This is a genomic window from Alcaligenes sp. Me129 (genome assembly GCF_050487245.1).
Lineage (GTDB): Bacteria > Pseudomonadota > Gammaproteobacteria > Burkholderiales > Burkholderiaceae_B > Alcaligenes > Alcaligenes phenolicus.
Genome location: NZ_JBKQGX010000027.1, coordinates 1 through 19,055, shown reverse-complemented (window position 1 = coordinate 19,055; position 19,055 = coordinate 1). Strand labels below are relative to the sequence as shown.

At 56.0% G+C, this 19,055-nt stretch carries 17 protein-coding genes and 1 tRNA gene; 10 read left to right on the top strand and 8 right to left on the bottom strand.

What is annotated here, in order from left to right:
• Positions 1-51: 51 nt before the first annotated feature.
• The 4 genes from dnaK to hrcA form a co-directional block, all read right to left on the bottom strand.
• Positions 52-1,977, bottom strand: coding sequence for a molecular chaperone DnaK (gene dnaK / locus ACLPGZ_RS18745; RefSeq protein WP_035272098.1), 1,926 nt, complete (start codon positions 1,975-1,977; stop codon positions 52-54).
• Positions 1,978-2,162: 185 nt separating this feature from the next.
• The gene (grpE, locus tag ACLPGZ_RS18740; protein ID WP_009459546.1) at positions 2,163-2,753 is read right to left on the bottom strand and encodes a nucleotide exchange factor GrpE; all 591 of its coding nucleotides are present in this window, start codon (positions 2,751-2,753) and stop codon (positions 2,163-2,165) included.
• Between the two features lie 116 nt (positions 2,754-2,869).
• The gene (hemH, locus tag ACLPGZ_RS18735; RefSeq protein WP_247966570.1) at positions 2,870-3,955 is read right to left on the bottom strand and encodes a ferrochelatase; all 1,086 of its coding nucleotides are present in this window, start codon (positions 3,953-3,955) and stop codon (positions 2,870-2,872) included.
• 63 nt (positions 3,956-4,018) lie between these two features.
• Positions 4,019-5,032, bottom strand: a complete 1,014-nt coding sequence (gene hrcA / locus ACLPGZ_RS18730) for a heat-inducible transcriptional repressor HrcA (RefSeq protein ID WP_009459549.1) — start codon at positions 5,030-5,032, stop codon at positions 4,019-4,021.
• 127 nt (positions 5,033-5,159) lie between these two features.
• On the opposite strand from hrcA, the gene ACLPGZ_RS18725 reads away from it, so the two are divergent.
• Together ACLPGZ_RS18725 and recN are read left to right on the top strand one after the other, a co-directional pair.
• A complete protein-coding gene (locus ACLPGZ_RS18725) occupies positions 5,160-6,059 on the top strand; it encodes an NAD kinase (RefSeq protein WP_009459550.1) in 900 nt (299 codons plus the stop codon).
• 6 nt (positions 6,060-6,065) lie between these two features.
• Positions 6,066-7,715 carry a DNA repair protein RecN gene (gene recN, locus ACLPGZ_RS18720; protein ID WP_353639674.1) on the top strand — a complete coding sequence of 550 codons (1,650 nt, stop codon included), beginning with the start codon at positions 6,066-6,068 and terminating at the stop codon, positions 7,713-7,715.
• 176 nt (positions 7,716-7,891) lie between these two features.
• Here the strand turns inward: recN and fur are convergent, their stop codons facing one another.
• Positions 7,892-8,347 carry a ferric iron uptake transcriptional regulator gene (gene fur, locus ACLPGZ_RS18715; protein ID WP_035272094.1) on the bottom strand — a complete coding sequence of 152 codons (456 nt, stop codon included), beginning with the start codon at positions 8,345-8,347 and terminating at the stop codon, positions 7,892-7,894.
• A 113-nt stretch (positions 8,348-8,460) separates the two neighbouring features.
• Between fur and ACLPGZ_RS18710 the strand changes: the two genes are divergently transcribed.
• The 3 genes from ACLPGZ_RS18710 (at position 8,461) to ACLPGZ_RS18700 (ending at position 11,068) form a co-directional block, all read left to right on the top strand.
• Complete coding sequence (locus tag ACLPGZ_RS18710) at positions 8,461-8,961, top strand: outer membrane protein assembly factor BamE (RefSeq protein WP_196784070.1); 501 nt, start codon at positions 8,461-8,463, stop codon at positions 8,959-8,961.
• Between the two features lie 25 nt (positions 8,962-8,986).
• On the top strand, positions 8,987-9,778 hold the full coding sequence (gene dapB / locus ACLPGZ_RS18705; RefSeq protein ID WP_026483245.1) for a 4-hydroxy-tetrahydrodipicolinate reductase: 792 nt from the start codon (positions 8,987-8,989) through the stop codon (positions 9,776-9,778).
• A 471-nt stretch (positions 9,779-10,249) separates the two neighbouring features.
• Positions 10,250-11,068 carry a sterol desaturase family protein gene (locus ACLPGZ_RS18700; RefSeq protein WP_009459555.1) on the top strand — a complete coding sequence of 273 codons (819 nt, stop codon included), beginning with the start codon at positions 10,250-10,252 and terminating at the stop codon, positions 11,066-11,068.
• 14 nt (positions 11,069-11,082) lie between these two features.
• Here ACLPGZ_RS18700 and ACLPGZ_RS18695 read toward each other — a convergent pair whose 3' ends face one another.
• Positions 11,083-11,805, bottom strand: coding sequence for a GntR family transcriptional regulator (locus ACLPGZ_RS18695; protein ID WP_026483247.1), 723 nt, complete (start codon positions 11,803-11,805; stop codon positions 11,083-11,085).
• Between the two features lie 136 nt (positions 11,806-11,941).
• Between ACLPGZ_RS18695 and ACLPGZ_RS18690 the strand changes: the two genes are divergently transcribed.
• The 3 genes from ACLPGZ_RS18690 (at position 11,942) to ACLPGZ_RS18680 (ending at position 15,427) form a co-directional block, all read left to right on the top strand.
• Entirely contained in the window at positions 11,942-12,667 is a 726-nt protein-coding gene (locus tag ACLPGZ_RS18690; protein WP_137431160.1) for an alpha/beta fold hydrolase, read from the top strand.
• A complete protein-coding gene (locus ACLPGZ_RS18685; protein ID WP_137431161.1) occupies positions 12,664-13,911 on the top strand; it encodes an iron-containing alcohol dehydrogenase in 1,248 nt (415 codons plus the stop codon). The genes ACLPGZ_RS18690 and ACLPGZ_RS18685 overlap by 4 nt, the downstream gene beginning before the upstream one ends.
• Positions 13,912-14,065: 154 nt before the next feature.
• Complete coding sequence (locus ACLPGZ_RS18680) at positions 14,066-15,427, top strand: MFS transporter (protein WP_021446915.1); 1,362 nt, start codon at positions 14,066-14,068, stop codon at positions 15,425-15,427.
• A gap of 100 nt (positions 15,428-15,527) precedes the next feature.
• Here ACLPGZ_RS18680 and ACLPGZ_RS18675 read toward each other — a convergent pair whose 3' ends face one another.
• Positions 15,528-16,817 carry a C4-dicarboxylate transporter DctA gene (locus ACLPGZ_RS18675; RefSeq protein ID WP_088450611.1) on the bottom strand — a complete coding sequence of 430 codons (1,290 nt, stop codon included), beginning with the start codon at positions 16,815-16,817 and terminating at the stop codon, positions 15,528-15,530.
• 172 nt (positions 16,818-16,989) lie between these two features.
• Here ACLPGZ_RS18675 and ACLPGZ_RS18670 point away from each other — a divergent pair, with 172 nt between their 5' ends.
• Complete coding sequence (locus ACLPGZ_RS18670) at positions 16,990-17,661, top strand: GntR family transcriptional regulator (protein ID WP_009459563.1); 672 nt, start codon at positions 16,990-16,992, stop codon at positions 17,659-17,661.
• On the opposite strand, the gene murB is transcribed toward ACLPGZ_RS18670, so the two are convergent.
• Positions 17,658-18,668, bottom strand: coding sequence for a UDP-N-acetylmuramate dehydrogenase (murB, locus tag ACLPGZ_RS18665; RefSeq protein WP_239054532.1), 1,011 nt, complete (start codon positions 18,666-18,668; stop codon positions 17,658-17,660). The genes ACLPGZ_RS18670 and murB overlap by 4 nt on opposite strands.
• A 315-nt stretch (positions 18,669-18,983) precedes the next feature.
• On the opposite strand from murB, the gene ACLPGZ_RS18660 reads away from it, so the two are divergent.
• Positions 18,984-19,055, top strand: a tRNA-Gly gene (locus ACLPGZ_RS18660).

The window sequence follows — 19,055 nt, the reverse complement described above, 5'->3', positions numbered from 1 at the left end:
CCAGCGTATGCCGCCAAAGATCGGGCCAGGGAACCTTATTCAGGCTCGCAATTACTGATCGCGTTTGACTTCTTTAAAGTCAGCGTCGACCACGTTCTCGTCGGCGGGCTGCTGGGCTGTGCCTTCAGCACCTTCTTGTGCTGCGGCTTGAGCCTGCATGTCGGCGTACATCTTCTCGCCCAGTTTCTGCGAGGCCACACCCAGTGCTTCCACCTTGGCGTCGATGGCTTCCTTATCGCCTTCTTTCAGAGTTTCCTCCAGATCAGCGATGGCCTTTTCGATGGCTTCTTTCTCTTCCGCTTCCAGCTTGTCGCCGTAGTCCGTCATGGACTTGCGGGTGGAGTGAATCAAAGCCTCGGCCTGGTTGCGTGCAACAGCCAGCTCGGCGATGCGGTGGTCTTCTGCTGCGTTGACCTCGGCATCTTTCACCATGCGCTCGATCTCCTCGTCGGACAAACCGGAGTTTGCCTTGATGGTGATCTTGTTCTCTTTGCCTGTGCCCTTGTCTTTGGCGGACACGTGCAAGATACCGTTGGCGTCGATGTCGAAGGTCACTTCAATCTGTGGCAGGCCACGTGCTGCTGGTGGAATGCCTTCCAGGTTGAACTCGCCCAGAGCCTTGTTACCGGCAGCGATTTCACGCTCGCCCTGGAACACCTTGATGGTCACAGCAGGCTGGTTATCGTCAGCCGTGGAGAACACTTGCGAGTGACGCGTAGGAATCGTGGTGTTCTTCTGGATCATCTTGGTCATGACGCCACCCAGGGTTTCAATACCCAGGGACAGAGGAGTCACGTCCAGCAGCAAGACGTCAGTACGATCGCCGGACAACACGGAACCTTGAATGGCTGCACCAGCGGCAACAGCTTCGTCAGGGTTGATGTCTTTACGTGGGTCACGGCCAAAGAACTCTTTAACGCGCTCTTGCACCTTGGGCATACGGCTCATACCGCCGACCAGGATCACGTCGTCGATTTCCGAAACCTTCACGCCCGCATCCTTGATGGCAACACGGCAAGGCTCGATCGTGCGTTCGATCAGGTCTTCAACCAGCGCTTCCAGCTTGGAGCGAGTGATCTTCAGGTTCAAGTGCTTGGGACCGGAAGCGTCTGCCGTGATGTATGGCAGGTTGATTTCGGTCTGCTGCGTGGAAGACAGTTCGATCTTGGCTTTTTCAGCGGACTCTTTCAGGCGCTGCAAGGCCAGTACGTCCTTGGACAGATCAACGCCGCTTTCTTTCTTGAACTCGTCGATGATGTAGTCGATGATGCGCTTGTCAAAGTCTTCGCCACCCAGGAAGGTGTCACCGTTGGTGGAGAGCACTTCAAATTGCTTCTCACCGTCGATGTCGGCGATTTCGATGATGGACACGTCAAACGTACCGCCACCCAAGTCGTACACAGCGATCTTGCGATCACCCTTGTCAGCCTTGTCCAGACCGAAAGCCAAAGCTGCGGCGGTAGGCTCGTTGATGATGCGCTTGACTTCCAGACCGGCAATGCGGCCTGCGTCCTTGGTTGCCTGACGCTGGCTGTCGTTAAAGTAAGCAGGCACGGTAATCACGGCCTCGGTTACTTCTTCGCCCAGGTAGTCTTCGGCGGTTTTCTTCATTTTGCGCAAGATGTCGGCGGACACTTGCTGAGGTGCCATCTTCTTGCCTTGAGCTTCAACCCATGCGTCGCCGTTGTCGGCCGCAGTGATGGTGTAAGGCACGTGCTCGATGTCTGTCTGAACTGCCTTTTCAGTGAACTTACGACCGATCAAGCGCTTGACAGCGAAGATAGTGTTGGTGGGGTTGGTGACCGCCTGGCGTTTGGCAGGAGCGCCAACCAGGATTTCGCCATCCTGCATGTAAGCCACGATGGAAGGGGTCGTGCGACCGCCTTCGGCATTTTCGATAATACGAACCTGGTCGCCATCCAACACCGATACACAGCTATTGGTGGTTCCAAGGTCAATACCAATGATTTTGCCCATGATTTTTTACCTGACTAAAAGATTGATTGCGAAAGCAAATTATTTGATGAAATGCATATGGGGAACTCTGCGTGCATTTCAAGAGCAATGGCCTTATTTTTTTACTGTGCAAGCGGCTGATCCGAAAAAGCAGTCAAAAACGCCTTAATTCCGGACAGCCTGCGCGCACAGACAGGCTGGCTCTATTACTTGGGGGCCGACACCATCACCAAGGCTGGACGCAGCACGCGATCCGAAATGGTGTAGCCCTTTTGCAGCAACTGAGCCACTGCACCTTCTTCAAACTCCGAAGGCACGGCCGAAATGGCTTGGTGCAGGTGCGGATCAAACTTGTCACCGGCTTGTGGAGCCACTTCTTTCAGGTTGTTGCGCTCAAAAGCCTTGTTCAGTTGACGCAAGGTAGTTTCCACGCCTTCTTTCCAGGCGTCCGTGCTTTGCTCGGTCTGGGCCAGAGCCGCTTCCAGGCTGTCACGCACGGGAATCAGGCTTTCAGCAAAGGACTCGGTGCCGAACTTGCGGGCTTTAGAGACATCATCCTCCGCACGGCGGCGAATGTTTTCCACTTCGGCCTTGGCACGCAGCAGCTGGTCGTAGTACTGCGACACTTTTTCCTGAGCCTGAGCCAACTCGGTGGCCAGATCAGCCGAACTTTCTTCGGGCTGCTGAGCCAAAATCTCTGGCTGTTCGTGCTCGGGGGTGCCCTGTTGTGCCTGTTCAGGCGTGTTTTCCGTCACTTCCCCGTCCAGAGGCTTATTGGGATCGGCATGTGTAGCCATTCGATGTATCTCCACTACAGAATTCGTTGATCGCATAAAAATGGGGGCATCTGCCCCCAGTTCAAGACCCGCCTGCATATTTTGCTGGCCAGCCCCTTGGAAAACGTCCAATACCGCTATCCGGCTGGCACCAGACGGCTGGGCAGCCAGCCTCCCAGATGCTGCACGGCCAGCCGTCCCAGGCCCTCAATCCATTGCGGATCGTCATTCAGGCAAGGTATGTAATGGAACTCACGGCCACCTTCTTCCAGGAAAGCGTCGCGGCATTCCACCTGGATTTCTTCCAGCGTCTCCAGACAATCGGCCAGAAAACCGGGGCAGACGGCATCCACACGCCCCACCCCCTGCTTGCCCCATTCGCGCAAGGTGGGCTCGGTATAGGGTTCCAGCCAGCGCTGCGCGCCAAAGCGACTTTGAAATGCCATGTGCACTTCTACGGCAGGCTCATCCAGCGCCGCACGCAAGGCATCCGCCGTTTCACGGCAGTCACGGTAATAAGGGTCGCCCAGTTCCACGCAGCGGCGCGGCAAGCCGTGAAAGCTCAATAGCAGACGCTCTGGCTTGCCATGTTCATCCCAGTAGCGGCGTATCTGTGCCGCCAGCGGGCCAATGTAGTCCGGGTGCGTATGGTAACGCTTGAGGAAGCGCAGCTCAGGTTGATTGCGCTGTTTTCCAAGGTGCTCCGCCACGCAATCCACCGCCGTAGCCGTGGTGCTGGCTGCATACTGCGGGTACAGGGGCAAGCTCAAGATTCGTTCGCAACCCGATGCTTTCAATTTATCCAGACCACTAGCAATGGACGGGTTGCCATAACGCATACCCAGCTCCACCTTCACATCATGGCCTTGCGATTGCAGCAACTCTTGCAGGCCATCGGCCTGTGCCTGGCTGTAGACCAGCAAGGGCGCGCCTTGTGGCAACCAGATATCCTTGTAGCGCGGTGCCAGCTTGCTGGGGCGGCGCGGCAAGATGAACAGACGCAGAATGATCTGCCAGAGCGGCTGAGGGATTTCAATGACGCGGGGATCTGACAGGAATTCCCCCAGGTAGCGGCGAATGGACGCAGCATCGGGCTGGTCCGGCGTGCCCAGATTGACCAGCAAGATACCGATGGGCCCGGCCTCGCGTACCGGAGCCTGATCATTGAACATATCGGCGTCCTGCGCTTCGGGCAAATAAGGAGAAGCAAACAACTTGGGCATGATGATTAGTACGTTAGACAGCCAGATTGCCCTCAGCCCAACAGCAGGCCGAAGGTCCATCCCTTAACTGGCAGAGTGATGGCTCAGGGCATTGGACAATAGCCGGGCCGTAATGTCCACGATAGGAATCACACGATCATACGCCATCCGCGATGGCCCGATCACACCCAGCGTCCCCACGACCTTGCCATCCACGCCATACGGCGCGGTAATGACGGACACATCATCCAAAGGTAAAAGCTGCGAATCTCCGCCTATATAAATTTGCACGCCATCGGCCTGACTGGAGACATCGAGCAAGTGCAGCAGATCGGTTTTCTTCTCGAACAAGGAAAACAGACGGCGCAAACGGTCCATGTCCGCCACCATCTCGGTCACGTTCAACAGCTTGCTTTCACCGGCGATGACCACCGCTTCTTCGCTATCGGGCTGATGGCTGCCCACATCCACCGCCTGTTGCATCAGGCGCGAAATGTCCGCCTGCAAGGAGCTGAGCTCCTGCGACAAGGCCAGCTTGACCGACTCGAAGGACATGCCCGAGAAATGCTGATTGAAAAAGTTGCTAGCCTCGACCAGCTCCTGCTCCAGATAGTCGCGCGGGACAAACAGGATGCGGTTTTGCACATCACCATCCGGCGTGACGATAATCAGCAACACCCGTTTGTCAGACAGGCGAATAAATTCAATCTGCCTGAAGGTCTGGGCTTTTTTCGGCGCCAGCACCACACCAGCAAACTGCGACAGATTCGACAGCAAGGAAGCGGCAGAACTGACCGCCCGGTTGGGCTCGTCAAAAGGCAGGTACTGGCTAAGGTTGCGTGCATCGGGCCGCTCGAAACGCTCGGCAGCCAGGAGGCGATCCACAAACAGGCGATAGCCTTTAGGCGTAGGAATGCGCCCCGCCGAGGTATGGGGGCTATGAATCAGGCCCAGGCCTTCCAGCTCGGCCATCACATTACGAATCGTGGCCGGGGAAAAATCAAAAATGGTCGATAAGGTACGGGACCCTACCGGCTGACCATCGGCGATGTAACGCTCGATCAGCACCTTCAACAAGGCATTTGCTCTGTCATCCATGTCGCGTACGTCACTTAAAAACACCAGCTCTGCATGATAAAGGGGAGAATCTTACAGCCAAGCCTAGAGTGGCAACTCTATAATCCACTGATCGCCATTATTTCATCAATCATAAGGTTTTCGCCCCATGCATTTCAAAACGGTTGCCATTGTTGGCAGATACCAGGACTCCGGCTTGGATGCGCCCATCCGATCGCTGGCTAAAACCCTGGTCAACACTGGTTGCTCGGTGCTGCTTGAGGCCACAACCGCCCAGAATGCCGGTATTACCGAATTCCCCATCGGCGATTATGCCCAAATTGGCGAGCGCGCCGATCTGGCTATCGTGATGGGCGGGGATGGCACCATGATAGGCGCTGCGCGCGAATTAGCCCACAGCAAGGTTCCCCTGATCGGGATCAACCACGGCCGCCTGGGCTTCATTACCGACATTCCCCTGGATGACGCCAACGACGCCTTGCTGCGCGTGCTGAAAGGCGAATACGACATTGAAGAGCGCTCCATGCTGGAAGGCCGCGTGGTGCGTGACGGGCAAGTGCTGTATTCAGGCGTGGCCCTGAACGATGTGGTCATCAACCGCGCCGGGCGCGGCGGCATGATCGAGCTGCGTGTCGAGCTTGACGGCGTATTCATGTACCGCCAGCGCTCCGACGGCCTGATCATCTCCACCCCCACGGGCTCCACGGCCTATGCGCTGGCGGCTAGTGGTCCCTTGCTGCACCCTTCCCTGAAGGCATTTTTGCTGGTCCCCGTTGCTCCGCAAACCCTGTCGCACCGCCCTATCGTGCTACCCGACACAGGCACCCTGAACTTGACCATTACGGCTCTGGGCCGGGTGGAATCGGGTGGCAGCGTGCACTTTGACATGCAAACCTGGTCGGACTGTCAGCAGGGAGACCGCATTGACGTGCGTCGCTCCCAGGACACCATTCGCTTTATCCATCCCAAGGGCTACAGCTTTTTTTCCACCCTGCGTCAGAAGCTGGGCTGGAATCACATCCCTTTGCCTAACGACGAAAACGAATAAACCCCTATGCTCCGTACCCTGCACGTTCGAGACTTTGTGATCGTGGATCAAGCCACGATTGATTTCGACTCCGGCTTCACGGTTTTTTCCGGAGAGACCGGCGCTGGTAAATCCATTCTGATTGACGCGCTCTCCCTGGTGCTGGGGGCACGCGGCGATGCCAAAGCCATCCGCGAGGGCTGTCCGCGCACTGAAGTCAGCGCGCACTTCGATTGTGAACAAGACATTCAAAGCTGGCTGCGCGAGCGTGACTTCGATGTCGCGGACGAGTTGATCTTGCGTCGACTGATCGACCAGCAAGGTCGCAACCGCAGCTACATCAATGGCAGCGCTGCAACCCTGACTCAATTGCGCGAGCTGGGTGAATTGCTGGTGGATATTCACGGTCAGCACGCTCATCAAAGTCTGATGAACCCTCAAAGCCAATACGATCTGCTCGACAGCCAAGGCGGCCATTTACCCCTGGCGCGCCAAGTGGCGCAGTCCTGGCAGCAATTGAGCCAGGCACGCAAAGCCGTCGAACAGGCCAGTCAAAGTGCTGAGCAGGGCAAACGAGAGCAGGAGCGTCTGGAGTGGCAGATCAACGAGCTGTCCAGCCTGAATCTGCGTGCTGGTGAATGGGACCAGTTGCAACAAGAACACACCCGCCTGTCCCATGCCCAGGCCTTGATTGACGGCAGTGCCTTGGCCCTGACGGCTCTGGATGGCGAGGAAACCTCGGTACAGCAACTGCTGGGCAAAGCCAGCCACGAAATGAGCGCCCTTCTGCGTCATGACCCAGGCCTGCAAGCGATTGTGGATGCCTTGGAGTCGGCACAAATTGCCGTCACCGAAGCAGCTTCGGACTTGAACAGTTATCTAAGCGATATGGAGCTGGACCCCGAGCGTCTGGCGCAGGCAGAAGAACGGGTTTCTGCCATTTTCAGTGCCGCACGCAAGCTGAAAGTGGAGCCCGAAGAACTGCCCAGCCTGCTGGAAACCTGGCAGGAACAGCTGGCACAGCTGCAACAGTCTTTTGATCTGGAAGCCTTGCAAGCCAAGGCTCAGCAGGCTGAAAAACAGTACCAGGAGCTAAGTAGCAAGCTAAGTGCCGCAAGACGCAAAACCAGTGTGCAACTGAGCAAACAAGTCAGCCAGGCGATGCAGTCCATGGCCATGCAAGGCGGTCGCTTCGAGGTCGCCCTGACCGCTTGCGCGCCCCAGGTTCACGGCGCAGAGCAGGTGGAGTTTCTGGTGGCTGGTCACGAAGGGGTAACACCACGTCCGCTGGCCAAGGTGGCCTCGGGTGGTGAGCTGGCCCGAATTTCCCTGGCACTGTCTGTTATCGCCAGCCAGGCAGCCCGCGTGCCTACCTTGATTTTTGACGAGGTGGATACGGGTGTCGGTGGCGCGGTGGCCGAAGTGGTGGGACGCTTGCTGCAAGAGTTGGGGGCACGTCATCAGGTCTTGTGTGTGACCCACCTGCCCCAAGTGGCCGCCTGCGGCAACCATCATTTGAAGGTCGAGAAAACGACCGAGCAAGGTCAGACCTTTTCCTCTATCCGTCCTTTGACGCAAGACGAACGCGTGGACGAAATCGCCCGCATGCTGGGTGGTCTGGAAATTACACAAACAACGCGTGAACATGCGCGGGAAATGCTGGCACGTCAGCGTTAAGCAATTTTGAAACGCAAGCTAAACCACCAGCGCCGAGGCAGCTGGTGGTTTTTTTTGTATCCAATCGTGAGGCCCTGTGATCCGGATCTGATTGTTCTTTGAATTTTCAGGATGCCGCCCTGGCTATCCTGCCCCCAATCATCAGATCCCGCACCGGCGGACCCTCTACAAAGGGATTAACTGCGCAAAGTAGGCTTGGCCTGCTTGCCTGCTTCCGAGCACTTGGGGCAAATGCCGTACAGCAGCATGGTATGGCTCTCCAGCACAAAACCGTGGTCTTTGGCGACCTGGTGCTGGCGGGCTTCGATATTGCTGTCGGTAAACTCTTCCACAACGCCACAATTGGTGCAGATCAGGTGATCGTGGTGATCGCCATCATTCAGTTCAAAGACGGCTTTGCCGCCGTCAAACTGGCTGCGCACCAAAATGCCGGCTTGCTCGAACTGGGTCAACACACGGTAGACCGTGGCCAAACCAATATCGACTTCTTCGGCAATAAGCAGGCGGTATACGTCTTCAGCGCTCAGGTGGCGTTGACCGTCCTGGTCGGAGCGGCGAAAAATATCCAGAATCTTCAGGCGCGGAAAAGTCGCCTTAAGCCCCATGTTCTTCAGTTCATTTTGATCGTTCATGGCTAAATTATCGCATCTTGATGGGGATAGATCTCAAGTCCGTCCTGGTTGAAAACCAGCTCGTCTTGAGGCGGTTCAATGCGCAATTCATGCGCTTTTTCCTAAACCCTTATATGATAACGATTTTATTCCTACTGGGGCATTTCGTGCAGAAGAAGGCCAATTCATTCACTCCTGTCATCCGCGCCATACTCGCAGCCAGCCTGGCTGCCGCCGCCCTGAGCGCTTGCGGATCCTCTAAATGGGGCTTCCCATACCGCGCCGACATTCAGCAGGGGAACTGGATCACTGCCGAGCAAGTGGCCCGCCTGCAATCGGGGATGACACGCGAACAGGTTCGTTACCTGCTGGGTTCGCCCACCTTGCAGGACATTTTCCACGCCGACCGTTGGGACTACCCTTACCTGAACAAGCCTGGCTACGGAAAGAGCGAGCAGCGCACCTTTACCGTCTGGTTTGAAGGCGACACTCTGGTTCGCTGGGAAGGCGACGAGCAACCTGACCGCCAGCCCTTCGAGCGCAGCGACACAGGCAAGAAACACACCCCGCCCCCCGCTGACGCCGACCAAGCCGCCCCAACACCCAGCGTGAGCGGCAACCAGCCTACGCTTTAAGCTTTACGTTAAGGACACTGGATACATGCGCATTGCCATTGCTGGCGCAGACGGCCGTATGGGCCGTATGCTGATTGAAGCTGTTTTGAACAGTACCGACCTGACACTGGCCGCGGCCTTGGACCACAGCGGCTCCAAAGCCATTGGTCAGGACGCAGGAGCCTTTCTGGGTAAAGACACAGGTATCAAAGTCACGGACGACCTGAACGCCTTGGCCCAGGCAGATTGCCTGATCGACTTCACCCGCCCTGAAGGCACCATGGCCCATCTGGACGCCTGCATGCAGCACGGCACCCGTCTGGTCATTGGCACTACCGGTTTTTCCGAAGCAGAGAAACAACAGATTCTGGCGGCTGGTCGCGAGATTGCCATTGTCTTCGCCCCGAACATGAGCGTAGGCGTCAATGCCACCCTGAAGTTGATTGAAATGGCGGCTGCCTTGCTGAACCAGGGCTACGACGCCGAGGTGTTTGAGGCCCACCACCGCAACAAGGTGGATGCGCCATCGGGGACAGCTCTGGCTATGGGCGAAGCCATTGCCAAAACCTGGGGTGAATCCCTGAACGATGTCGCTGACTGGGCCCGTCACGGCCACACCGGTGCCCGTCAGGATGGCCGCATTGGTTTCTCCGTCGTCCGTGGTGGCGATATTGTGGGCGACCACACCGTGTTTTTCTGCGGCGAAGGCGAGCGCATCGAAATCTCGCACCGCTCCAGCAGCCGTGCTGGCTATGCCAACGGCAGCCTGCGTGCAGCCCGTTTCCTGGGCGATAAAAACACTGGCCTGTACAACATGCAAGACGTGCTGGGCCTGTAAGTTCCTGACTTGCAAACGCTCTGACCAAAAGCCGGCTTTCGAGCCGGCTTTTTTTATCTTCGCTTAACAGAGCCTCCTCCTGTTGGCTACTTGCCGAAAGTGGCCACTCTGGATTGATCTGACCAGCACCTATCCCTTTGCCTTTGTCCCTACTCTTTACCTTGCTTTGTCCTTCACTCGTCCTTTCCTCCCCTGCTCCAGCCTTGATCCAGTGTGTCCCGTCCTGTCCCCTCCCACCTCTCGCCTCATCACAAAAAAACAGCTCCAAGCTCGCCAGTAAAACGGCAAAACCAGCCCTGAACCTGACCTGAAAAACTGCTCCACCAAACGCTGTGGCGGGTTCTCCCCTTAAGTCGCCCCCTTGTCACATTCCCTCCCCCCTGTTTTCCCTGCTTGACGCAGAAAAAAATATCACTAATATGTTAGTTGGATATTTAAAGAATAAACCTTTTCCCGCAGGAGACAACCGACATGATGAGCGAACGCCAACGCAAGTTCCGAGAGGACTACAAATCCAACATCAGCCCCGCCTACAACGGCATTGTTCACGTGGTAGTGACCTATATCGTGGGCTTGGCAGCGATTTACTACAGCATCACCCAGCTAGGCCCGGTAGGTTGGGAATGGCTGATTGTGATCCCCGTTTTTCTGGCGGGTAATTTTGTTGAATGGGCCATGCACCGTTATGTGATGCACCGACGCATCAACATCATTGGCTTGCGGGAAATCTACGAACGCCACACCCGCCAGCATCACCAGTACTTCACCGACAACGAAGCCACAATTGATTCCAGCAAGGAGTTCCGGATTGTGTTTTTCCCCTGGCGCGTTCTGGCAACATTGGGGGTAGGCGGCGGGATTCTGGGCTGGCTGGCCGCAACCATCATCAACCCCAATGCAGGCTATTTTGTATTCATGACCATGGTGGCGCAGTACCTGGTGTACGAGGCCTTTCACTACTGCTGTCATGTGCATGAGAACAGCTTTGTACGCAATATGCCCTTCATCAACACCATTCGCCGCCACCATACCGCCCACCACAATCAGGGCATCATGATGAAGTACAACATGAACCTGACGTTCCCGATCGCCGACTGGGCCATGGGCACTACGGATCTGCGTCGCGGTCTGCTTGGCCACCTGTTCAATGGCTACAGCGAAAAGCACGTCAAGGAAGAGCTCAAGCCCATTATTCGCCGTTTCCGTTTTGAAGATACCGGCGACACCACGGACGGCCCGGCCTTGAAAAAAGAAGAGGCCCACGCCCTGGAGCGTGGCCTGGCCAGCTAAGGCCCTGCCTGTCCTTACAAGCTGGAAATCAGGGTCGTGCGGGCGAGTTCTTCGATGTAGTCCATCAAGAGATCCAGGCTTTGACCGGCCTGGTCCATATCGCCCCCGGCAATGGACATCGCCAAGTTGGCATGCAGTCTGCCCATCTCCGTTAAATCCGGATTTTGCTGATAGTGGCAGAACCAGAAACGACGGGATAGCCCATGTGTCAGACGCATCGCTGCCTCGGCAAACTCATTGCGAGCCGCCTCGATTTCCAGCTCATTCAACCGTCGATCTGCCCGGATAAAACTGACTTCATCGTTCTGGGTGGCTGCTTCCAGGAAAGCATCATGCAAGCTCTTGAATTGCTCGCGTTGATCGCGTGTCGCCCGTTTGGCCGCACTACGGCAGATCAGACGCTCGATCTCCCGTCGCGTCTCGATCAGGCGCAGTTGCTTGGGCATGTCCAGCTCTGGAATCAACAGCCCACGCTGCGGCAAGACCAGCATCAAATGTTCGCGTGCCAGACGTTGAATGGCCTCCCGAATCGGCGTGCGGCCAATCTCGAACATCTGGCTCAAGGTCAGCTCGGACACGATGCTGCCCGGCGGCAGCTTCAGGGTAATGATGGCTTCTTCCAAACGCTCATAAGCAATGTCTGTGAGCTTGGGCTTGGGTTCCGTCAAGGCCTTGATGTCCAGCACCTCATCTTGAGCCTGCCCTTTTCCCGCTACCTTCCGCTTGCTTGTAACCATGCTGACCCTGCCTTTAAAACGCAGCGTTTGCTGCTGACACCCAAACTCTGACGCCTGCTCTGGCCCTGCAAGTACAAGGCCGGAACTGGGCAACAGCCTCATATCTTAGTTGTATTTATCTACTCCAGGAAGCCACATGAGCATTGCCTGCGATTCAAAACAGACCACCATCATTGCCGTGCATGGGATTCAGGGCACCCATCGCAGCTGGCTGCCAGTGGTCAACGCCAGCTCGAATTTGATGTCCTGGCACACCCCGGACTTGCGAGGCCGAGGCGATGCCTTTCGCGGCTCCAGCCAGGAAGATTACGGGCTGGACGGCTTTGTGCAGGATCTACGCGCCAGCATTCAAGCCTTGCCTGAACACACGCCCTATGTCCTGGCAGGCTGGAGCCTGGGCGTCTCAGTGGTGCTGCAAACCTGTCTGACTTTACTGGACGAACAGGCCCCACTGCCTCAAGCCCTGCTGTTGTTATCGGGCACAGCCAGCCTGAACCGGACTCAATGGTTCAAGGCCCAGGACACGCCTGCCTTGCTGCAAGAAATTGCAGAACGGGAACAGCGCCTGGGCCTGCTGGAGGCCGCAGGTCATCAAGATGTGGCCTGGACCTGGCTGGCTAATCGGCACCACGACCTGTATGCGCAACTTCCCCGTATTTCCATCCCCTCTTTGATCATCCATGGCGAACAGGATCAGGACTGTCCCATTGAGCACGCCCACCGGTTGGCGCAGGCACTGCCACAAGCCACCTTGCACAGCCTGCCTGATGCGGGCCACAGCATCCTGGGCTCACACACTGAACTAATCGCCTCATTGATAGACCCCTTCTGCTCTCTACACACCGCAAGGACTGCCGTATGAACACACACGTTTTCTTTTGCCCACCACCCCGCACCCTGATGGGACGCGGCTGCCGCCATGAACTACCTGCCTTGATTGCCCACCTGGGCTGGCGTCGCGGCTTATTGATTACCGACCGTTTTTTCACCATTCAAACCACCTGGGTTCAGGACCACATCGCCGCCTGTAGAGAACAGGGAATTGAACTTGTGGTTTTTGATGGGGGCGAGCCAGATCCTTCCACTACCTTATGTGATCAGGCCACGCTGCAAGTACGTGCCCACCTGGCCGATCACCCTATCGATTTCGTATTGGCGTTGGGCGGCGGCAGCAATATAGATCTGGCTAAAGCCCTGTGTCTGACCGTCCCCACCGGGGAGCCCATACGCACCTACAGCGGGACCTGGCCCGCCCACACCAAGCCCTTGCCCTTGATCGCCCTGCCCACCACCTCCGGCACGGGATCAGAAGCAACACCGGGAGCCATTCTGGTCGACCCCGACAATGCCACCAAAATTGCCGTCATGGGCAATGCGCTGCGTCCCGCCATTGCGGTCATCGACCCGGAACTCAGCGATAGCTGCCCACCCCGCGTCACTGCCGACGCCGGTATTGATGCCCTGACCCACGCAATTGAATCCTTCGTGACTCAGGACGCCAGCTTGTTTGACCGTGGCGGTAGCCCCGACCCTGGCTATAGTGGCCGATCCAGCCTGACCATGATGTTCGCACGCGAGTCCATACGCCTGTGCGGCCAGTACATGCTGCGAACCTATCGCGACGGCACCGACACTGAAGCCCGTGATGGCATGGCCAGCGCCAGCTACTATGCCGCCCTGTCCTACGGCACGGCAGGTCTGAATGCGGTGCACGGCATAGCCTACGCACTGGCAGGTTTGACGCATCAATCTCACGGCACCACCAATGCCGTGCTGCTGCCCTACGTTCTGGACGAACTGCGTGAAACCCGCGCCTCGGAATTGCTGGAAGTCGCCCAACTACTGGGCATGCCAACCGGCAAGCCGGAAGATACCTTACTGGCTCTGCCTGCCTATGTGCGGTCGCTGGTCGAACAACTGGACATCCCCTCTGACCTGAGCCAATGCGGCGTACAAGAGCATCAGCTGGAGCGCCTGTTGAGCGACGCCCTGCAAGTGACTCGTCTTGCCAAAGCCTTCCCGGTTGCTGACTGCACCAGCGCCTATCAACGCATTATTCAACACGCTTTTGAGGGCTCTTTAGCCGGAGCACTGACCCATAATTAATTAGCCAGCTAAGTACATACCATTATTTAACCTTAAAATAAACACCACTAGTATCCATGTAATATATCAGTAGAAGAAAAAAGGCCTGCCATGGCCTGACGGCAGGTCACCTATACATAAACCCGCCACAAGAGCGGACCTACAGGAGACACCTATGACAGCCGTATCCCCCAATGTGGCCAATCGCCTGGAGCGATTGCCCATGACACGCTATCAACGCATGCTGTTCGGTATTATCGCGACCGCCTGGTTCTTTGACTCCATGGACCTGGGCATCATGACTTTTGTTTTAGGTTCCATCAAAGCAGAAATGGGGCTCAGCACCGCGCAGGCGGGGATGCTGGCCAGCTCCAGCTTTTTAGGCATGTTTTTGGGTGCTGCCATTGCGGGCATGCTGGCAGACAAGTACGGGCGCAAACCTGTCTTTCAATGGAGCATGATTTTTTGGGGTGTAGGAAGCCTGGCCTGTGGGCTGTCCCAAAACGTCGAGCAGTTGATGGCGTTCCGGGTGCTGCTGGGGTTTGGCATGGGAATGGAATTTCCCATCGGCCTGGCCATGGTTTCGGAGATCGTGCCCGCTAAAAGTCGCGGTCGGTACATCGCGATTCTGGAAGGCTTCTGGCCGCTGGGCTTTATCAGCGCCGGGATTCTGACCTACCTGAGCCTGGACTATATAGGCTGGCGCGGGATCTTCATTGCCCTGTCTATCCCCGCCCTGTTTGTGTTTGTGATCCGCCGTTGGGTTCCTGAGTCCCCCCGCTGGCTGGAAGAAGCAGGCCATAACGACCGCGCCGAACAAGTCACCACGGCCTTTGAACATAAAGTTATTCAGGCCAACGGCGGCCAGGCCCTGCCCTCTCCCCTGCCTCCCACCCCTTGCGAGAAGCTTAAGCGTGGCGCGCTGTTTGCCCAACTTTGGCAAGGCCAATACGCCCGCCGCACCTTGATGCTGTGGATGCTGTGGTTCTTCTCCTTGCTGGGCTACTACGGTCTGACTACCTGGCTGGGCGCACTGCTACAACAAGCCGGGTATGAAGTCACCAAGTCCGTTACCTACACCATCTATATTTCCCTGGCCGGTATTCCAGGCTTCATCTTCTCGGCCTGGTTGCTGGAGAAATGGGGTCGCAAGGCAACCATGGTCTTGATGCTGTTCGGTAGCGCCGGCTGTGCCTTTATCTATGGCCACGTCGCCACCAGTCAGGCGCCTGTTGCTCAACTGATTGGCGCTGGTTTGTGCATGCAGTTCTTCATGTTTGGCATGTGGTCGGTTTTGTATGCCTACACCCCCGAGCTGTACCCCACACGGACACGCAGCACAGGCGCGGGCTTTGCCTCTTCCATTGGCCGACTGGGTTCCTTATTCGGACCGCTGCTGGTGGGCTTTATCCTGCCCTGGACCGGTCATGCAGGCGTTTTCACCTTGGGGGCTATTTCCTTTTCTATTGCAGCGTTGGTGGTGATTGCATTGGGGGTGGAAACCAAGGGGCGTTCGCTGGAGGAAGTTTCAGCTTAATGCCCTGATTTAATTGATGATTAGTAGACTTAAGGCTCAATAAAAAACCCGTTTCAGCCGATTTGGCTGACACGGGTTTTAAGCTCATGAACGGCTCGGCTTAATTGCCATTACTGTCCTGGCTCAGATCAACGTGAACACGCCCATCCAAAACAGCATGAGCCCGCTCTCGGTCCACGTCACCTTCCCAGGCGCCCACCACCACGGTTCCTACGCAATTACCAATCAAGTTGGTCAAGGCCCGCGCCATACCCATGAACCAGTCAACGGACAAAACCAGCACCAGACCAATGGCCGGAATAGCAGGAACCGCACTCAAGGTAGCTGCCAGAATCACAATGGCAGACCCCGGCACACCGTGCGCCCCTTTGGAGGTCAACATGGAAATGGCCAAAATGGTCATCAAATCGATAAAGGACAAGGGGGTATTGGTTGCCTGTGCAATAAACACGGCGGCCAAGGTCAGGTAGATCGAAAAACCATCCAGGTTAAAGGAATAACCTGTTGGCACCACCAAACCCACAGTGGATTGCTTGATACCCATACGCTCGAGCTTGCGCATCACTTGGGGCAAGACCGCATCAGACGACGCTGTGCCCAGCACAACCAGCAATTCCTCGCGCAGATACTTCAACAGCTTGATGATGCTAAAGCCGGTCATGCGCAAGATCAGCCCCAAGACGCCCAGCACAAAAATGGCGCACGTCACATAAAACAGTACAACCAGCAGGCCCAGCTTGCCCAAGGTGCCAAGCCCGTATTCGCCAACCGTAAAAGCGACGGCTCCCAGCACACCCAAGGGAGCCAAACGGACGATGAAACCAATAATTTTGAAGAACACATGGGACAGCGTCTCTACCGCCGATGCTACCGGACGACCCCGCTCACCCAGCAAGGCAACCGCCAAACCAAACAAAATTGCAATCAGCAGCACCTGCAAAATATCGCCTGACGCAAAGGCATCCACAAACGTCGTCGGAATAATCTTCATTAAAAACCCGACGGTATCTGTGCTTTGCTCCACTCGCGAGGTATATGCAGCCATGGCACTGGCGTCCAGAGTACTGGGGTCTACATTCATCCCATGCCCAGGCGTAAAGAAGTAGCCCAGCAAAATGCCCAAGGCCAAGGCAAAGGTGGTGACAACCTCAAAGTAAATCAAGGCCTTCACCCCAACACGCCCCACCTTCTTCAAATCGCTGCTGCCACAAATTCCGTGCACCACGACACAAAACACCAAGGGAGCCACGATCATTTTGATCAGCTTGATAAAACCATCACCAAAGGGTTTGAGCGAGGCGGCGAAATCCGGCCAGATCACACCCGCCAGGACTCCCAGTATCAAGGCCACAATGACCTGTCCAAACAAGGTTCTGTACAAAAAACGCATCGTTGTCTCCTGTTGTTTTGTAAGCGCTGCCGTGTCGCTACCAGCAATCCATCAATCTAAAATCTCATCTGACATGTCAGCATATATTCAATATGAAATACCGAATATAATTAAAATCGAATATGCACAAGCAGTCGTAAAAACCCCTACAAGTACAAACCGGAGACGCCAAATGAGTATTCCCTCCTCCTCTGATGACACTTTGCTGGCCACCCAGGCGTTTCAGGCATTTCGTCATTTATTGGCTACAGGTCAGGTACGCGCGGGGCAGATGGTGTCGATGGCGGAGCTGATGAAATTAAGCGACTTCCCTCTGGCCCCAGTGCGTGAAGCGGTCAAGCGCGCGGCGGCTGCCGGGCTGGTGTCCATCTTGCCCAAGCGGGGAGTGCTGGTTCTGGAGGCAACCACGGAAGCGCTGCGGGAATGCTTCCAACTGCGCTGTGTCTTTGATCAGGAGGGGGCCAGGATACTGGCTAGCTGTGCGAAACAGCCCGCATTGGAGAGCTTGCGGGACAAACACGAGAAGATTCTGGAGCAGGCACAAAGCGGCCTTGTTACCACCGCTTTGCAGATTCAGGCCATGGAAGTGGACTGGGCCTTGCATCGCTATCTGGCTCAAGCACTACAGAACCGCTCGGCCATGACGATCTACGAGGAGAACTGTGATCGCATCAATGTTCTGCAGCACTCGCGCCGCCCATTACCCGAGCGCATTGTGCCCGCCATGAAGGAGCATTTACAGATTCTGGATACGCTACAGGCAGGAAACCCCGAAGCGGCCATGGAAGCCGTGCGCCACCATCTGGCACAAACTCTGCGATGGTGGGGCGCGGTCGATGTTTAATTGACAATAACGGGCTCTTGTTCCAACTCCACGCCGAAGCGTTCCCGAACAGAACCCCGAATCGCCTGGGCCAGGCGTTCAATATCATGCGCAGTTCCGCCACCATGATTCACCAGCACCAAAGCCTGGCGATCGTGCACGCCCACGGCACCATCACGCTTGCCTTTCCAGCCACACTGGTCAATCAACCAGCCCGCCGCTAGTTTGCATTGGCCCTGTCCAACTTCATAAGAAACCAGATTGGGCCATTGCTGCTTCAAGGCATCACGCTGCTCGGTCTGCACAAGGGGATTTTTGAAGAAACTACCCGCATTACCCAACACACGGGGGTCAGGCAATTTTTGACGGCGAATCTCGCAGACTGCATCAAAAATGCGTTGAGGGTCTGGCTCCCCCGCCAAATGAGCTTGCTTATTAAGATCGGGGTACTCCAGCACCGGCGTCCACTGACGCGGTAAGGCAAAGCGCACCGCCAGAATCAACCAGCTCCCGGCCGGATCGTGCTTGAAGCGACTGTCTCTATAAGCAAAGCCACACTCGGCCGCAGACAGTTCCACCTCTTTGCCTTCTTTAAAGCTCCAGGCCAGCACGCTGTGCACCCGCTGCTCCAGCTCGAAGCCATAAGCACCAATATTTTGTACAGGCGCAGCACCTACCGTACCGGGAATCAAAGCCAGGTTCTCCAGACCGGGCCAGCCTTGATTCAAACAATACTGCACAAAGTCATGCCAGCATTCACCCGCCTGCGCTTCCACGATATAGGCATCGTCCCGCTCCTGCAGTAAACCAATCCCTTTGCTTTCTACCTTGATCACCAGGGCATCAACTTGCTCGGACAGCACCACATTGCTGCCACCGCCCAGCACAAAGATACGCTCCCCCTGCTCCACCAGCGCTTGCAAGGCAGGCAACTGGGTAACATTGTCATACACCACCAGGTCGCGCGCGCGGCTGCCCAAACCCAAGGTATTAAAAGAGCTCAAATCCACATTACGCTGCCTGTCCACGGCCCTGTCCCACGATCAAAGAAAGCAGTAAGCATAGCTCGGACAGACAATTTTCCGGAAAAATTTACAGAATCTATTGACAAGCTTCTTTGCTCCAGTCTATAGTTACGTTCTTGCTTAGCGCAGCGTCGGTTTCGCAGCAAAAAGCAGTTTGAAGGCAGGCTAGTTCGTTAGGCAGTACTGATAAAAAGCTTAGGCAAAATATCAAAAACGCTTGACAAACAAAGATAGCCACTCTAAACTAGCTTTCTTTACTTAATAAGCAATAGCTAATAAGTAAAACGCTGAAAACAGATTCAATCTGCACAGCAAAATGCGGGAGTAGCTCAGTTGGTAGAGCGCAACCTTGCCAAGGTTGAGGTCGCGAGTTCGAGACTCGTCTCCCGC

Coding starts and splice junctions, on each gene's coding strand:
- ACLPGZ_RS18680 (WP_021446915.1), top strand. CDS start 14,066: ATGACAGCCGTATCCCCCAATGTGGCCAATCGCCTGGAGCGATTGCCC.
- ACLPGZ_RS18675 (WP_088450611.1), bottom strand. CDS start 16,817: ATGCGTTTTTTGTACAGAACCTTGTTTGGACAGGTCATTGTGGCCTTG.
- hrcA (WP_009459549.1), bottom strand. CDS start 5,032: ATGGATGACAGAGCAAATGCCTTGTTGAAGGTGCTGATCGAGCGTTAC.
- ACLPGZ_RS18725 (WP_009459550.1), top strand. CDS start 5,160: ATGCATTTCAAAACGGTTGCCATTGTTGGCAGATACCAGGACTCCGGC.
- grpE (WP_009459546.1), bottom strand. CDS start 2,753: ATGGCTACACATGCCGATCCCAATAAGCCTCTGGACGGGGAAGTGACG.
- ACLPGZ_RS18690 (WP_137431160.1), top strand. CDS start 11,942: ATGAGCATTGCCTGCGATTCAAAACAGACCACCATCATTGCCGTGCAT.
- ACLPGZ_RS18685 (WP_137431161.1), top strand. CDS start 12,664: ATGAACACACACGTTTTCTTTTGCCCACCACCCCGCACCCTGATGGGA.
- dapB (WP_026483245.1), top strand. CDS start 8,987: ATGCGCATTGCCATTGCTGGCGCAGACGGCCGTATGGGCCGTATGCTG.
- ACLPGZ_RS18670 (WP_009459563.1), top strand. CDS start 16,990: ATGAGTATTCCCTCCTCCTCTGATGACACTTTGCTGGCCACCCAGGCG.
- dnaK (WP_035272098.1), bottom strand. CDS start 1,977: ATGGGCAAAATCATTGGTATTGACCTTGGAACCACCAATAGCTGTGTA.
- ACLPGZ_RS18710 (WP_196784070.1), top strand. CDS start 8,461: ATGATAACGATTTTATTCCTACTGGGGCATTTCGTGCAGAAGAAGGCC.
- hemH (WP_247966570.1), bottom strand. CDS start 3,955: ATGCCCAAGTTGTTTGCTTCTCCTTATTTGCCCGAAGCGCAGGACGCC.
- ACLPGZ_RS18700 (WP_009459555.1), top strand. CDS start 10,250: ATGATGAGCGAACGCCAACGCAAGTTCCGAGAGGACTACAAATCCAAC.
- fur (WP_035272094.1), bottom strand. CDS start 8,347: ATGAACGATCAAAATGAACTGAAGAACATGGGGCTTAAGGCGACTTTT.
- ACLPGZ_RS18695 (WP_026483247.1), bottom strand. CDS start 11,805: ATGGTTACAAGCAAGCGGAAGGTAGCGGGAAAAGGGCAGGCTCAAGAT.
- recN (WP_353639674.1), top strand. CDS start 6,066: ATGCTCCGTACCCTGCACGTTCGAGACTTTGTGATCGTGGATCAAGCC.